We start from the raw sequence: 16,657 nt of genomic DNA, 5'->3' as shown, positions 1-16,657 counted from the left end.
TTGTAGGAATTTGCGTAATTATTTGGGCTTATTTTATGATTAGAGAATATGATAGAGTTGGTAAAGATTAATTTTTTCGAATCAAACTGATTGCCAATCCTCCACCTGCAGCTAATTGAATTGTTTTTTTAGAATTACTTGTAATTTCTATAGTTTCAAATTCAATATCCAAAGGATTTTTATTCCAATGCGCATTTTTTCCGTCTTTATAGATTTTTGCTAAATAAGTAGTTTTATCCTCCAAAAAGCTAAAATCAATTGTAATTTTTCTTGAATTTTCATCAGTTATACTGCCTAAAAACCAATTGCCGGTTTTTCGTTCTTTCCTTGCAATCGTTACAAAATCACCAACTTCGCCATTTAAAACAACTGTTTTTTCCCAATCAACCCCAACCTCTTTTATAAATTCTAACGGTTTTGGATTTGCTTCATAATGCTCTACTAAATCTGCAACCATTTGAATTGGACTATAAATTACAACGTACAATGCTAATTGATGTGCAATAGTGGTATTTACTTGTTTTCCTTTTTTATAATCATCCAATTTGATGTTGAAAATTCCTGGAGTATAATCAATAGGACCTGCCAACATTCTTGTAAATGCAATTATTGATAAATGTTCAGGTGGATTTCCTCCTTTTGGATCCCAAACATTGAATTCTTGACCTCTTAAACCTTCTCTTGAAATTGTATTTGGATACGTTCTTCTCAATCCTGTTGGTTTTATAGGTTCATGTGCGTTAATGGCAATGTTATATTTTGCTGCTTTTTTGACAGTTTCATTGTAATGATTTACCATAAATTGTCCATGATGATATTTGCCCTCAGGAATTAATTTACCAACATAGCCTGTTTTTACAACATGAATTCCCAAACTTTTCATTAAAGAAAATGCAGTGTCTTGTTGCTTTGTATAGGTTTCAACATTTCCATAGGTTTCATGGTGCATGATAATTTCCACCCCTTTTTGTTTTCCATACGCAACAATTTCATTTAAATTGTAATCTGGATAAGGAGTTACAAAATCAAAACCACCTTCATTTTGTCCCCAACCTTTATTCCAACCTTCAACCAAAACACCACCAATATTATTTTTAGCAGAAAAATCAATGAATTTTTTAGCATTTTCAGTGGTTGCTCCATGAGTTCCTGATGTCATATCCCAAGAAGATTTTCCCAAATGCATTTCCCACCAAATTCCTGTGTATTTCATAGGTTTAAACCACGAAACATCATCCATTTTACTTGGCTCATTTAAATTGACAATCAAGTTTGATGCTATTAATTCTGTTGCTTTATTGGTAATTTGAACTGTTCTCCAAGGTGTGTGAAAAGGAAGTGTTCTTTTTACTTTGTAAGGAGTATTTTTTGATCCTACTAAATTACTTTTAAAAGAAAGATTTACAGTATCAACTTGCAAAGTCATGTCTGCATAATCAACCAAAGCAGCTTCATGGAAACTTACATGAAGTCCGCTTTTTCCTACCAAAGTTACAGGAGTATTTACGGCATTTTCAGGAATATAGGTTTGCGCAACAGGCTGATTTACATACTTTAAAGCATTTATTTTCGATAATTTTGTAGTGTTGTATAAATGCTCATAAATATCCCAATCTCCAGGAGCCCAAAAAGTTGTATAATCTACTGTTAAATTAAATTCCGTATTTTCATTTGTGATTAAGGCTTCTTTGAAATTTACTTGCTTTGGAAATTCATATCGAAAACCAATTCCATCATTATAAACTCTGAAAGTAATATTCAATTTTCTCTTTAATTGATTGATTTCTTGCAATTCAATTTTCAGTTCATTATAATGATTTACAACATCCAATTGCTCTCCCCAAGGCATTTGCCAAGTTTCATTAAACTCACTTTTTGATGTTTTTAAAATCTGAAAATTATCAATGAACGGAATTGAATTATCAAAATCAAAACCCAAATAAGAAGTATCAATAACTTTTTGAGAAGCTTTTAAAATCAGATAAAAGGGCTTTCCGTCTTTGGTTATATTAAAATCAACTCTAAGATTTTTATTTGGTGAAAACACATTGATTTCATCAGAATTATTGCATCCAAAAAAAATAAATAGGCATACAACTAAAGTGATTTTAAACAAAATTTTCATAAGCTACATTTTTTCCAATAAAACAATAGGAAATTCAGAGACAAATGAAAGTTTTCCATTTTTTACAGTAATTTCTTGGTTTGAATAAAATTCTTTGAGTTTATCTCCTTCTTTAAAAACAGAAGATACATCAATTTTGATGTCATTTTCAAGCAAATCTATTCCAATAATGACCATATCATTTTTGTAAATTCTTGAAAAAATCAAACCATTTTCTTCGGAAATAATTTGGTGTTTTCCAGCACCAACAGCAGGATGTTTTGCTCTAAATTGACCTAATTTTTGCCAATGTTTTAGAATTTTTTTAGTGTCAGGATTTTTGTTGATATCATCCCAATTCATAAAAGAGCGTAAATTTGCATCACCATTTGCACCTTCTACGACTAAGTTTCTCGCAGATTCATCTCCATAATAAACTTGTGAAGTTCCTGGAGTTAACAATAACATTGTAGCTGTTTTGTAGGGAGCTTCTCGATCTTTATCAAAAGGTTGCCCATCATCATGAGATGTCATATAATTTAAAATTCCGTAATTTTTCAATTCCGAATTTAGTAATGAATCATACTTCTGAAATACTTGTTTGGCTGACAATTGTTTTACATTCCATTTGATTTCAAAATTGATCAAACTATTGAAAGATTCATCAAAATAATTGACTTTTCTATCGCCAAAATCAAAAGATTTTCCATGAGAAATAGCATAATTATACACTTCACCAACCAAGTAAAATCCGTTAGAATCTAATACTTTTTCAGGGTTATTTTTTTTATATTCTACAAAAGCAGCATCACACACTTGTCTAAATTCTTGCCACACATGTTCTTCTGTATGTTTCACTGTATCAACTCTATAACCATCAATTCCGAATTCTGTAATGTAATCAGCTAGCCATTTCATGATGTAAAAACGAGGTGCTCTTGGATAGGCTGTTTTTTTGAAAAAAGCATCTAATTCAGCCATTTCTTGGTCTAACCTGCCTTCTTTTTTCCATTTTTCAATCAATTGAGGTGGTAAATCAACAGATGCATTACTATCAGTTTTGATATCTGGTAAATTTTCAACTAGCGTACATGAAACCGTATTTTGATAAGAATCAAAAGAACATTTTGGAGAGGTTCTTACCCAATCTGATGGCCAAACTGGATCTTTTTCAGTAATAGGTCCTGTATGATTGATTACAGCATCTAGTAAAATTCGGATGCCATTTTGGTGAGCAACCTCAACCAATTCTTTCAAATCGTTTTTAGTACCAAAATTGGGATCAATAGCTGTCCAATCTTTTGTCCAATAACCGTGAAATCCATAAGAAACTCCTGAACCTTCGTCTGTTGCATCATGAATTTGCTCAACAATTGGAGTCATCCAAATGGCATTGATTCCTAATTTCGTAAAATACCCTTCTTTAATTTTTTGGGTAATTCCTTTCAAGTCTCCTCCTTCAAAACCACGCAATTTGCCTGGTGTTTTGGTTCTGTTAAAATTGAGGTCATTAGTTTTATCTCCGTTATTAAAACGATCTGTCAATAAAAAATATACGTTTGCTCCTTCCCATACAAACTCATTTTCTGAGGGTAACATGGACTTTTTATCTTGGACTTTACATCCAAAAAAGATTGAAAAAGCAAGTAAAAAAAGTATTTTCTTCATGAATTATTGTAGTTTTAAGATGAATGATTCTAATGGATTTATCAAAATTTTGACAGTTGCTTCAGCATTTTTCACTTTCAAATCGAATGATTTTTTTCCATATAATTGATCTCTTACCAAAAAGGTTCCGTCGTTTAAATGCCACTTTTTAATAATTTCTGAAGGGATTTTTAATTCAAATTGATGTGTTTTATCTGCATCAAAGTTTGAAATAATGATCAATTTTTCACTTTCTGAAAATCGTGAAAAAGACAAAATTTTTGATGAATAATTTTCAGTATTTTTTCTGTTGTAAAGATGTAAATCTTGATATTCACCCATCAAAGCATTGCTCGAAATTGTAAAATTTAACAATCGTTTGTAAAAATCACGCAATGCCAATTCTTCTTTTGTTGATTTTCCTCCATCGAAATTTTTATCATTTACCCAACGTTGCAAAGCTGGAACGCCAATATAATCAAAAATAGAAGTTCTTGAAGGAGCTCCAAAACCAGCATTTTCTGAACCATCTTCACCTAATTCTTGCGCAAAATAAATCATAGTTGGTGATGTTGAAATAGTTGCTGAAACTACCATTGCTGGTTTTCCTTTTTCGTAATTTCCAGCAAATTCTGGGCTTGCAATACGCTGTTCATCATGATTTTCAAGGAAATGCAACATGTGATGTTCAATATCTTTCAAATCATCTTGAATTGGTGGAATATGATCTGTTAAACCACGACCTTGCATGACATTTTTTAAGGTATCATACAACTGCACTTTGTCGTATAAATAATCCATTTTTCCTTTTTTGATATAATCTCTATACAAACTTGGGTTGTACACTTCTGCCAATAAAAAGGCGTCTGAATTTTTCATTTTAATGTGCGAATTTAAATAACTCCAAAATTCAACAGGCACCATTTCAGCCATATCAAAACGAAATCCATTAACACCTTTTGCAATCCAATACAAAGCAATATCTTTAAATTTTACCCATGAATTTGGTACTTTTTTGTCTTTCCAAAATTCAAAATGTGATTTGTAATCTTTGTTTTCAAATCCAACAGGCAATTCATCAAAATCTTTTTTTCCTTCAAGAGAAACTCCATAATTGATTTTTACAGTTTCATACCAATCATAAAAACTAGGTTTTGAAATTCTTGATCCGTTTCCTGTCCATTTTGCTGGATTTTCATCAAATTTTTTATCAGATAAAGGATGATTTTCACCTCCTAAAGGTTCGTAATTATTTAAAAACTCAGGAACTTCAAAAGCTTCATTCGGATTGTAGTAAAAATTATTATTTACATCATAAACAACATTTGTATTGTCATCAGCTCCAAAATCTTTAACACCTACAGGATTTGTCAAACTTTGGTAATTACGAGCCACGTGATTTGGAACAATATCAATAATAACTTTCAAACCATTGTTGTGTGAACGTTCAATCAAAGCTTCAAATTCTTGCAAACGATTGGCTACATTTACTGCCAAATCAGGATTTACATTGTAATAATCTTTTACTGCGTAAGGTGAACCTGCACGTCCTTTAACCACATCTGGATCGTCATTTGAGATTCCGAATTCAGTATAATCCGTAATTACATCATGATGAGGAACGCCTGTGTACCAAATATGAGTAACTCCAAGATTTTTGATTTCAGAGAGCGCTTTGTCAGTAAAATCATTGAATTTTCCTACGCCATTTTCGGCTAAAGTTCCCCAAGGTTTATTAGTTGTGTTTGTATTGCCAAATAATCGTGTAAACACTTGATATACAACTATTTTTTTATTATTTTGATTCACTTCCATCTTCTTTTCTGCATCATTTTTTGATGAACAACTCCATAAAATCAATACTATACTAATGCTTAAAATTTTTGTTAGTTTGCTCATTTTTAAAGTTATTTTAATGATATTTTAATTTTTAATTCTTTTTGAAAATTCCATTTTATTGGAATTGATAGTTGATTATTTTTAGGAGAAATTTTTATATTTTTTCCATTAATTTTTATCTTTTTAGGGCTCCAATTGATATTATGAACAATCAATGTAATTTCTTTTTCTGAAGAAATCCATTGACTTCCAATTTCGGATTCTATATCAATCTCTAACCATTTTTTTTCCATTTCAGCTTCAAATTCTAAAATTTCATAGCTGCCATTTTCAAAAGCATTGGCTGTAATTCCATCATCATTATATAATTTTCGCTCACTTTCAACAACTGTTGCATCGTGATAATAATGTACAATCAATTGATTTCCAGTATAATTATCCGTAGTTTGTATAATACTAGTCATGGGAATAAATGAACCAGCTTTTACAAAAGTTGGGATATTTTCTTCAGATACAGTTACTGTTTTTGATTGTCCTCCTGCTATTTTTTCATCAGTATAAAAATCAAACCAATTGCTATTTTTTGGAAAATAAATCTCTTTGGATGTAATGCTATCTTTTAAAATTGGAGTAATTAAAAAATCATTTCCCCACAAATAAGAAGTCGAATTTGTCAGTAATTTTTCAGAATCTTCTTCAAAAAAAAGTGGACGCATCAAAGGCAATCCTTTTTGATGATTTTCAAAAGCTAAATGATAATTATAAGGTAGTAATTGATAGCGTAATTCAATCGCTTTTTTTGCCAATTTTTTAGCTCTTTCGCTTCTAAAAACAGGTTCACTTGGCACATCATCTTGTGCATGAGGTCTGTAAATTGGCTGAAAAACACCATATTGCAACCATCTCGTGTATAAATTATCATCTAAATTTGCACCAGCAAATCCACCCAAATCAGAATGCATATATCCTAAACCTTGCATACCCATTTGCAACGCAATTTCTGGTTGTGATTGAAAACCTCCCCAAGTTCTATTGACATCTCCAGACCAAGGAATCATGCCAAAACGTTGAGAACCAGAATACCCAGCTCGCATTAAAATAAAAGGTCTTTCTGTTGGAAAATCATTTTTGTAACCATCAAAAATCAATTTTGCCCAATCATGACCATAAATATTATGAACTTCATCTGCTTTGGCTTGATGGAATTTTACCCAAGAAGGCAAAACTTCAGGCTCACCTAAATCGCCCCAAAGTCCTTTTACTCCTAGATTTAAAATATCTTGATAGATATTCCAAAACCAAAATTTTCCTTCATTTTTATAAATATCTACAATACCTGTGTTGCCAAAATAGAAATCGTATTTTGCAGGATTTCCAACAGAATCTTTTGCCAAAACATCTTTTTCAACGGCTTCATTCCATTTTTTTGAGTTGCTTAAAATAAAAGGTTCTGTAATTAAAACTGTTTTTACTCCTTTGCTTTTAAACTTAGAAATCATCCCTTTCATATCTGGAAAAGAATCTTTGTCCACTTCCAAATTTCCCATAGTTCCTTGAATGGTTTTTCCAAACCAATACAAATCTAAAATTACAGCATCAACAGGAATTTTTTCTTCTTGAAACTTTTGAATGGTTTGTTCAGTTTCTTTTTGAGAATGATATCCAAATCTGCTTGAAAAATTCCCTAAAACCCATCTTGGTGGCAAAGGTTGTTTTCCTGTTAAATCCGTATAATTTTCTACTAAATTTTTCCAAGAATCACCTACAATAATTTGATATGTTTTTCTTCCTGAAATTGTTTCGTAAGTTAATGAATTGTCTTTTTTACTGTCTAAATCTAAAAATCCGATAGCTGGATTATCAAAATGAATCAAATATTTTTTAGATGAAATAACAATTGGCATTGTAAAATTCATCAATTCTGAGCGTGTTTCATACCCATAATGTGCTTTGTTGTACAATTGCAAACGATTGCCACGTCTGTTCATCCCTAAAGCCCTTGCTCCTGCTCCATATAACACTTCATTTTGATCTAAATTCAACTGAATTTTCTCATGAATGGAATCTTTTTGATACCCTAGTTTTTCAGAAATAAGTGTTTTATTTTGATAGAAATAGGAAATTTGAAAAGGATTTTTTTGAATTTTTATTTGAATTCCATCAGAAATAATTTCAATAAAATCGGTTGTTTCTTGGGTTTTAAAAATGGTCTTTTCAGGTTGTAAAACTACTGCATGAGATTTCTTTGAAAAGGTTTCCTCTGTTGGAATAAAACTTGTTTCAACAATGTATTTATTGTAAAATTGAATTTTGTAACTTCCATCAGAAACTTTGATATTGATAATTTGATTTTTAAAATCAGCACTTAAAAATTTTCTTTCTGCGTTTTGAGAAAATACTATTGATGAAATACAAATAAATAAATAGAAAATATTTTTTTTCATGTAATGCTATTATAATTTGTTGAAAAATTGGCAATTAGCTTAAAAACTTACTTTTTCAATAAAAAAGTCAACGGAATATGAATTCTGTTTTGCCATGACTTTTCTGAATGATCCGTATTTGGAAAATGAATATTTCTAAAATTTTCAATAGTGTATCCTTTACTCATGTAAATTGAATCGACAGTTGGTGCATATTGTGGATAATGTCGATCTAAGGTTTGATCACCATAATCAAAATACAGTTTGTGTGTTTTTGAATCTGGAACATTTGCAGCTACATAAGTAAAAATTGCATTCGGAAAAGGATTGTTTTCTTGAGCCATAGCTCCAACCCAATGTGTTGAAATACAAGCTGCTCCTTGAAATATGTTTGGATATTCTGAAATTGCATACATAGACATTAATCCACCCATTGAAGAGCCTGCAACAAAGGTGTTTTCTTTATCTGAAAACACAGAAAATGTAGCATCAATGTATGGTTTTAACTCATTTACGATGAATTTTACATATTCATCACCTTTAAAATCTATAGAAATATTGTTTTCTTGGGCTTTTTTAAATACTTCGTTTTTTGAATTTACATCCATAAAATCCATTGCTTTTTCAGGAAACAAATCATTCCAACGAATAGCAGCAATATTATGAACACCTACAACTATAAAATCTTTGGTGATTTTTTGCTCCATTAAATCGGTTGCTGCTTCATCAATTCGCCATTCTTGTTTGTTCCAAGTTGTGGTAGAATCAAACAACATTTGCCCATCATGCATGTATAAAACTGCATATTTTTTTTCATCAGAATAATTTTTTGGTAGCCAAATATCAACCGTTCTTGGGGTAATATTTTTTGATGGAAACGTATCAATTCTGAGCAGTTTTCCTGATGATAAAACAGCACTTTCTAAATGATACGATTTAATTTTAGAAAAGGTCGTTTTAGAATTTTGACTGCAAGAAATTATCAATAAAAAAAGTCCGCTAAAAAAAAGAATTTTCCTCATGATTACAATTTTGTGGTTAAAATAAGACTTCCTTTTTCAGTGAGTTGAATGGTTTGATTCCAAGTAAAATTTTCTCCAGTCAATATATTTTTAAGCGTTTTTCCTTTCAATTTTACCTCTTTAAAACGATTCAAATCAATAGAAATTGGTTTGTCGTTTTTATTAATGATATGAACAATTGTCTCATCATCTTTGATTCTAAAAAGAAAATACGTTCCGTTTTCAGGAGCAAAATGCAACGTTTTTCCTTCGTGAATTGCTTTGCTATTTTTTCTAAAATTCAATACTTTTTTTAAGAACAATTGCATTTCTTTTTGATCATCAGTCAAACCTTCACCAGTAAATGCGTTTACAACATCACCTTTCCAACCTCCAGGAAAATCAGTTCTAATCAAACCATGATCCCCAGGTTTTGCAAAATCATTCATCAAAATTTCTGTTCCGTAATAAATTTGTGGAATTCTTGGCAACATCAACAAATAACTTAGTGCCATTTTGGTATTGACTACATCTCCTTTTAATTGTGTGAAAATTCGACTCATATCATGATTATCAGGAAAAATTAGAATGTCTTTTGGAGAAGCATAATGAAAATCATTTGCCAAACCTTCATAAATTTTTGTCAAACCAGAATTGTAACTTTCATGTTGTGAAAAAGCTTCAACAATATTATTTTGCATAGCAAAATCCATGGTTGATGTTAAATTCGATTCATATCCATCTTTGTTTTTTGCACCTTTTTGCCAATAGCCAATTAACAACGGATTGTAACTCCACTCTTCTCCAACAATCGAAAAATTGGGGTATTCGTTCATAATTGCTCCGGCCCAATTACTCATGAATTGCTTGTCAGGATAAGGATAAGTATCTTGTCTGATACCACCTAAACCCAACGTTTCAATCCACCAAATACTATTTTGAATGATGTATTTTGCCATGAACGGATTACGTTGATTTAAATCGGGCATTGTATCTACAAACCAACCTTCGTTATTGCCGCTTTTATCAGCTTCAGCAGCATACAAATCTTGATTTGTAGTACGCCTGTGATTAGAAACTTTTACAGTTTGGTTGTTCCAATTTTCCTTATTTTTTTCATAATAATCTTGGTTATTTACCCAATCATTAAAAGGCAAATCTTTCATCCACCAATGTTCTAAACCACAGTGATTTGCTACTTGATCCATGATGAGTTTCATGTCTTTTTTGCGCAATTCATTTGCCAATTCTTGATACTCAGCAAGTGTTCCAAAACGAGGATCTACTTGATAAAAATCGGTCATTGCATACCCATGATAAGAACCTCTGAACATATCATTCGTTAAAACTGGAGTTGGCCAAACTGCAGTAAAACCTAAATCAGCAATGTAATCGATGTGATTGGTAATTCCTTTGATATCTCCTCCATGACGTGCATAATCATCTTTTCTATTGATGATTTTTTCATTTAAATTTTCGTTGATATCATTGGTTTCATCTGCATTTGCAAAACGATCAGGAGTTATCAAATAAATAGCATCTGTACTGTTAAAACCAACATATTTTTCAGAAGATTTTTGTCTTTCTTTTAATTCATAAGTATGAGTTTTGGTTGTTCCGTCATTAAAAGTAAAAACGATATCAAATTTGCCTGCTTTTGTATTTTTATCAATTTGTAAATCAATAAATAAATAATTTTTACTTTTTGCTTGATGTACTTTTTGAATGCTTACACCTTCATAAGAAATCGTTGGTTTTGCGCTTCCAATATTTGTTTCTTTGACTAATAATTGCAATGATGAATCTTTGAAATCAATCCACCAATTTGGCGGCTCAACACGCTCTAAAAACGTGTTTGAAACCTCTTTAATTTCGGTATTCATTGATTCTTTGTTTGAATTATTACAAGAAATAAATACTATAAAAATAAGCAACAAAAAACTATTTTTCATGAAATTCGATTTTTTTCAAATCAAGGATAACCAATTCTTTGATTTTAAATTATTAAATACTAAACAGTTACCAAATTATTTGGTGTTACTTTTACTAGCTTTTCATTTACCAAAATAGTTACTTCTTCATTTCCATCAACCGTAAAATGAGTGCCATTTTGTTGCACATTGATTTTTACAATGGTATTTCTAAAATTCACTTTAAAGGAATAAGAATTCCATTGTTTTGGAATTTTTGGTTCAAAAGAAAGCATGTTATTTTTGATTCTCATTCCGCCAAAACCTTCAACAATACTCATCCAAGTTCCTGCCATTGAAGTGATGTGCAAACCTTCTTCAACTTCGTGATTATAATCGTCCAAATCTAAACGAGATGTACGCAAATAAAAAGTATATGCCTGTTCCATTCTGTTTAATTTTGAAGCTTGAATGCTGTGTACACAAGGAGAAAGTGAACTTTCATGCACTGTAAATGGTTCGTAAAAATCGAAGTGACGTGCCAATTCTTCCTTAGAAAAATCATCTTCAAAAAAGTAAAAACCTTGCAATGTATCAGCTTGTTTGATGTAAGGTGAACGTAAAATTCGATCCCAACTCCATTTTTGATTGATAGGTCTTTGCGATTTATCTAACGCTGCAACTGTGATTAATTCTTTGTCTAAAAATCCATCTTGTTGTAAATAAACTTGATGTTTTTCAGAATATGGAAAATACATTAAATCTGCTACATTTTTCCAAGCAGCCAATTCAGCATCAGAAATTGCTGTTTTTTCTTTGATTCTTATAAAATCTGAAATATGATCATTTTTTACAATTTTTATATTTTCCAACGCATAATTGATACACCATTTTGCAATATAATTTGTATAAAAATTGTTATTTACGTTGTTTTCATATTCATTAGGACCTGTAACTCCTAAAATCACAAACTTGTTTTTATCTGAAGAAAAAGTGGCTCTTTGATGCCAAAAACGTGCAATTCCAATCAAAACTTCCAAGCCTTTTTCAGGAATATAAGAATAGTCGTTCGTATAGCGATGATAATTAAAAATGGCAAAAGCAATAGCGCCATTTCTATGAATTTCTTCGAACGTAATTTCCCATTCGTTATGACATTCTTCACCATTCATAGTCACCATTGGATACAATGCAGCTCCGTTTTTGAAACCTAATTTTTGTGCATTTTCAATAGCTTTTTCCAAATGATTATATCTGTATTCCAATAATTTACGCGCAACTGATTGATCTTTAGTTGCCATGTAAAATGGTATGCAATATGCTTCTGTATCCCAATATGTACTTCCTCCGTATTTTTCGCCTGTAAATCCTTTTGGGCCGATATTTAAAGAAGCATCTGTACCTAAATATGTTTGATTTAATTGAAAAATATTAAAACGAATACCTTGTTGTGCTTTTACATCGCCAGCAATAGTAATATCTGCCATTTCCCAAATTTTCGCCCAGGATTGTTTTTGCATTTCCAATAATGAATCAAAGCCAAAACTCACTGCTTTGTCTAAAACTTCTTTTGCAGCTTCAATTAATGCATCTTTTGGATGGTTTCTATCAACAATATAGCCTCCAAACTTTTGAATCGCAAAAATTTGATTCTTACGGATGTTTTGTTGGTATGAACTTGATGCTTTTTTTTCGGAGGTTGTATTTGTTGCATCCATCAAAACTTCAGCTCCATCAACAAATACTTTTGATTGCATAAACGTACATGTATGAAAATTTGTTTTCATCGTTTTTGCAACAATAAATGATTGTTTTTTATTTTGATCAATCTTTAAAACATCCCAAAATTGGTCAGCCCAATTGCTATCTTCATTGGTGATACTTGCATCTAAATAAGGAGTAAAAGTGATGGTTGCATCACCAGAAATTGGTTTTATTTGATAATGAATTGCCCCAATTTCATCCAATTCTAAACTTAAAAAACGTTTGATCTGAACACTAATTTTGATGTTATTTTGCAAAACAGCTTCAAAACTTCTAGCTAACCAACCTTCTTTCATATTGAGTTCTCTTCTAAAATTTGAAACTTCTTTACATGTATGTAAATCAAGCGTTTCATCGTTTATTTTGATATCAATTCCAATCCAATTTGGTGCATTTAACACTTTGGCAAAATACTCAGGATAGCCATTTTTCCACCATCCAACTCTGGTTTTATCTGGATAATAAACTCCAGCAATATAACTTCCTTGAAAAGTTTTTCCTGAATAATTTTCTTCAAAATTGGCACGTTGACCCATGGCTCCATTGCCAATACTGAATAAACTTTCAGACGATTTCACCCTTTTTGGATCAAATCCTTCTTCAATGATTGACCATTCATTTGGTTGTATATAATCTTGATTCATTGGTTGTATTTTTAGACTGTAGTCTTTGGACTTTAGACAGTAGAATAAATTCTTTTTTTAATTACTAATTAACTTTTTCATAAAATCAGTACTGATTTGAGTAAAATCTTTGAAAATAAATTTTGCTTGTGAAAGCACCTCTTTTTCACCAATACCAATACTAATCATATTGGCAGCATTTGCAGCTTCAATACCTGCTACAGCATCTTCAAATACAATACAATTTGATGGTGAAAGATTCATTTTTTTTGCAGCCATCAGAAAAACTTCTGGATCTGGCTTTGCTTTGGTTACGTTGTTGCCATCTACAATTACATCGAAAAAGTGAGCTAAGCCTACTTTTTCTAAAATGGGAAGTGCATTTTTACTTGCAGATCCCAAAGCAATTGGAATGGCATTTTCTTTTAATAATGTTAAAATTTTTGGAACATCAGGAAGAATCTCTGAGTCATCCATTTTTTCGATGTATGCCAGATAATCATTGTTTTTTTCGATCATCCAAACATCTTTCTGTTCTTGAGTAGCTGAAAGATTTCCCATTTCTAATAAAATATCTAAACAGCGTTTTCTACTCACACCTTTGAACAATTCGTTTTGCTCTTGGGTAAATTCAAATCCCAATTGATTGGCTAATTTTTTCCAGGCCAAGTAATGGTATTTTGCGGTATCTACTATGACACCATCCAAATCAAAAATAATTCCTTTTTTCATTTAAACTGTTTGTACTACATCATCTACGTCTTTTACTTTATAAACGAGAGCTGCAGCAATTAAAAAACTAACTCCGCTAACAATTATTGCAAAAATAGCTTCGTTGTTATACGCATATTTTACAAGCGGACCACCAATAAGAGCATTGATAATTTGAGGAATTACAATGAAGAAATTAAAAATCCCCATGTAAACTCCCATTTTCTTTGGAGAAATTGAACCTGCAAGAATAGCATAAGGCATCGCCAAAATACTTGCCCAAGCAATTCCAACACCAATCATAGAAAGGATTAACCAATTTTTATCAGGCATTATATAAATGGATAACAATCCTAAACCTCCAATAATTAGCGAAATTGAATGCGTTCTTTTTCTACCGATTTTTTGGGCAATGTAAGGTAATATAAAGGCATAAAAAGCAGAAACAAAGTTGTAAATTCCAAATAGAATTCCAACCCAATCACCTGCATCTTGATATGCTGCACTACTACTGTCAGTATGCGATAAGCCATAAATATGTTGTGCAATTGCAGGAACTGAAAAAACCCACATACCAAAAAGACCAAACCATGAAAAGAATTGCACCCAACTTAGCTGACGCATGGTTGTTGGCATTTTTTTAAAATCATCAAAAATAGCTGATAAACTAGCGTTTTCTGTTGAATGTTCTTTTTGATCAGCCTCTAAATGAGATTGTTCATCTTCAAAACTCTCTAATTCTTCAGGAGAATATTCTTTTGTTGTGGTTACTGTAATTAAAATAGATACCATCAGTACAATTGCCCCAATAATGAATGACCAAATTAAGTTTGCAGGCACAATTCCTGCTGAGGTTTCGTTAGAAATTCCGAACCAATTTGTTAAAGCATATGGCAACCAAGAACCCACTACTGCTCCAAAACCAATTAAAGCAGTTTGAACACTAAACCCTAAAGTTCGTTGATCTGTTCTTAAATTATCACCTACTAAAGCCCTAAAAGGTTCCATGGCAATGTTAAAAGAAGCATCCATAATCATTAAAAAACCAGCACCTACCCATAAAGCAGGTAAAAAGGCTATGAATATTTCTGCTTGTGGCATTAACACCAATCCAATAGAGGCTAAAATGGCTCCAACTAAAAAATACGGTTTTCTTCTTCCAAATCTTCCCCAAGTTTTATCACTATAATGTCCAATGATTGGTTGAACAATTAATCCCATTAAAGGTGCAATAATCCAAAACCACGAAAGTTCGTGGACATCAGCCCCAAAAATTTGTAAGATTCTACTTGCGTTTGCGTTTTGAAGTGCGAAACCCATTTGTATTCCTAAAAATCCAAAACTCATGTTCCAGATTTGCAGGAAACTTAATTTCCTTTTTTCCATTATCGAATATTATTGATGAATATTTCGATAAGTGTATTAGACTTATCAATTACTAAGTGTGGAATGTAATTTACTGATAAATCCTAATTTGACAACAAATATATATTTTTTTTGTAAAGTTGGTAAAATTTACTACAAAAATTTACGACGACGGTTTCGTAAAAAAGAAATTATTTGAAATTTTTACGACGACGGTTTCGTAGATTCTCGCAGTTTTAAATCACTAGAAATCACAATTTTCTTTGGATTGAAAACTTCTTGTTCATTTTCAATTCTTTCAATTAAAAGTTCCACTGCTTGTCTTCCCATGGTAAATCCGTGTTGTGCAATTGTAGTAATTGAAGGCGAAGAATATTCTGAAATCAAACCGTCAGTAAAGCCAATTATTGAAATATCATTCGGAATGTTTAGCCCTTTTTCTTTGGCAATTCGCATTGCATTAGCGGCATATATTTCATTTACAGCGAAAACTCCGTCAATATTTTGTTCAAATAATTGTTCTATTTGCTTTTTGATGTCTTGCTTTTCATCAATTTTGATGATTAAATTTTTATCGGTTTTTATATAGGATTCTATAAGTGCTTTTTCATATCCTAAACGTCTTAAAGCACCAACACTAACGTGGTCTGGAGTTGTTATCAGTCCAATTTTTTGGCAACCAATATCAATCAAATATTTAGTAGCTTTATAACCTGCACCAACATCATCAACGACTATTTTATCACATAAAATATCATCAACAACTCTGTCAAATAACACCAAAGGAATGTCTTCTTCAACCAAATCAATAAAATGCGAAAAGTCTTTGTTTTCAAGGGTTTCATTAGCAATTGAAACTATTAAACCATCTACACTTCCATTAGATAACACTCGTAAAGTTTCTACTTCTTTTTGATAGTCTTCATTAGAAAAACAAACCATAATGTGATACCCTTTTTCATTTGCATAAGACTCAATTCCCATGATGACTGTTGAGAAAAAATGGTGAACAATTTTAGGCAAAATTACCCCAATTACTTTGGTTTTTTGATTGCGTAATTGCAATGCCAAACTATTAGGTTTGTAGTTGTAGTGATTGGCAAAAGCCTGAATTTTATCTTTCGTTTCTTTGCCTATTTCATGGCTATCTTTTAACGCCTTTGATACAGTAGAAGTTGATACTCCTAGTTCCTTAGCAATTGTCTTAATGGTAATTTTTTGCTTCATTTTTAATAAATAGACAAATAACGATTATTTTTTTTGCTAAATT

9 protein-coding genes and 1 pseudogene are annotated in these 16,657 nt (G+C 31.3%); all 10 read right to left on the bottom strand.

Features of this window, described 5'->3' with window-relative positions:
• Positions 1–67: 67 nt before the first annotated feature.
• Positions 68–2,125: a glycoside hydrolase family 97 protein gene (locus tag WHA43_RS00505; RefSeq protein ID WP_105045230.1), complete on the bottom strand. Its 2,058-nt coding sequence runs from the start codon at positions 2,123–2,125 to the stop codon at positions 68–70.
• 3 nt (positions 2,126–2,128) lie between these two features.
• Positions 2,129–3,772, bottom strand: coding sequence for an alpha-amylase family glycosyl hydrolase (locus tag WHA43_RS00500; protein ID WP_105045229.1), 1,644 nt, complete (start codon positions 3,770–3,772; stop codon positions 2,129–2,131).
• Between the two features lie 3 nt (positions 3,773–3,775).
• The gene (locus WHA43_RS00495) at positions 3,776–5,650 is read right to left on the bottom strand and encodes an alpha-amylase family protein (RefSeq protein ID WP_105045228.1); all 1,875 of its coding nucleotides are present in this window, start codon (positions 5,648–5,650) and stop codon (positions 3,776–3,778) included.
• Between the two features lie 8 nt (positions 5,651–5,658).
• The gene (locus tag WHA43_RS00490) at positions 5,659–8,034 is read right to left on the bottom strand and encodes a TIM-barrel domain-containing protein (protein ID WP_105045227.1); all 2,376 of its coding nucleotides are present in this window, start codon (positions 8,032–8,034) and stop codon (positions 5,659–5,661) included.
• Between the two features lie 47 nt (positions 8,035–8,081).
• The gene (locus WHA43_RS00485) at positions 8,082–9,035 is read right to left on the bottom strand and encodes an alpha/beta hydrolase (protein WP_105045226.1); all 954 of its coding nucleotides are present in this window, start codon (positions 9,033–9,035) and stop codon (positions 8,082–8,084) included.
• 2 nt (positions 9,036–9,037) lie between these two features.
• A complete protein-coding gene (locus tag WHA43_RS00480; RefSeq protein ID WP_105045225.1) occupies positions 9,038–10,966 on the bottom strand; it encodes a glycoside hydrolase family 13 protein in 1,929 nt (642 codons plus the stop codon).
• Positions 10,967–11,025: 59 nt separating this feature from the next.
• A complete protein-coding gene (locus tag WHA43_RS00475) occupies positions 11,026–13,332 on the bottom strand; it encodes a glycoside hydrolase family 65 protein (RefSeq protein WP_105045224.1) in 2,307 nt (768 codons plus the stop codon).
• Positions 13,333–13,389: 57 nt separating this feature from the next.
• On the bottom strand, positions 13,390–14,043 hold the full coding sequence (gene pgmB / locus WHA43_RS00470; RefSeq protein ID WP_105045223.1) for a beta-phosphoglucomutase: 654 nt from the start codon (positions 14,041–14,043) through the stop codon (positions 13,390–13,392).
• Positions 14,044–15,408 carry an MFS transporter gene (locus WHA43_RS00465; protein WP_105045222.1) on the bottom strand — a complete coding sequence of 455 codons (1,365 nt, stop codon included), beginning with the start codon at positions 15,406–15,408 and terminating at the stop codon, positions 14,044–14,046.
• 183 nt (positions 15,409–15,591) lie between these two features.
• Positions 15,592–16,617, bottom strand: a pseudogene (locus WHA43_RS00460) (LacI family DNA-binding transcriptional regulator); the annotation flags it as partial.
• Between the last annotated feature and the right edge of the window lie 40 nt (positions 16,618–16,657).

It is taken from the genome of Polaribacter gangjinensis, from assembly GCF_038024125.1.
GTDB lineage: Bacteria > Bacteroidota > Bacteroidia > Flavobacteriales > Flavobacteriaceae > Polaribacter > Polaribacter gangjinensis.
Note: the sequence above shows the minus strand (reverse complement) of the source record. Positions and strands in the feature narration are given on the sequence as shown.

Excerpts from the sequence above, each read along its gene's own strand:
- WHA43_RS00505 (WP_105045230.1), bottom strand. The coding sequence starts at position 2,125 with ATGAAAATTTTGTTTAAAATCACTTTAGTTGTATGCCTATTTATTTTT.
- WHA43_RS00500 (WP_105045229.1), bottom strand. The coding sequence starts at position 3,772 with ATGAAGAAAATACTTTTTTTACTTGCTTTTTCAATCTTTTTTGGATGT.
- WHA43_RS00495 (WP_105045228.1), bottom strand. The coding sequence starts at position 5,650 with ATGAGCAAACTAACAAAAATTTTAAGCATTAGTATAGTATTGATTTTA.
- WHA43_RS00490 (WP_105045227.1), bottom strand. The coding sequence starts at position 8,034 with ATGAAAAAAAATATTTTCTATTTATTTATTTGTATTTCATCAATAGTA.
- WHA43_RS00485 (WP_105045226.1), bottom strand. The coding sequence starts at position 9,035 with ATGAGGAAAATTCTTTTTTTTAGCGGACTTTTTTTATTGATAATTTCT.
- WHA43_RS00480 (WP_105045225.1), bottom strand. The coding sequence starts at position 10,966 with ATGAAAAATAGTTTTTTGTTGCTTATTTTTATAGTATTTATTTCTTGT.
- WHA43_RS00475 (WP_105045224.1), bottom strand. The coding sequence starts at position 13,332 with ATGAATCAAGATTATATACAACCAAATGAATGGTCAATCATTGAAGAA.
- pgmB (WP_105045223.1), bottom strand. The coding sequence starts at position 14,043 with ATGAAAAAAGGAATTATTTTTGATTTGGATGGTGTCATAGTAGATACC.
- WHA43_RS00465 (WP_105045222.1), bottom strand. The coding sequence starts at position 15,408 with ATGGAAAAAAGGAAATTAAGTTTCCTGCAAATCTGGAACATGAGTTTT.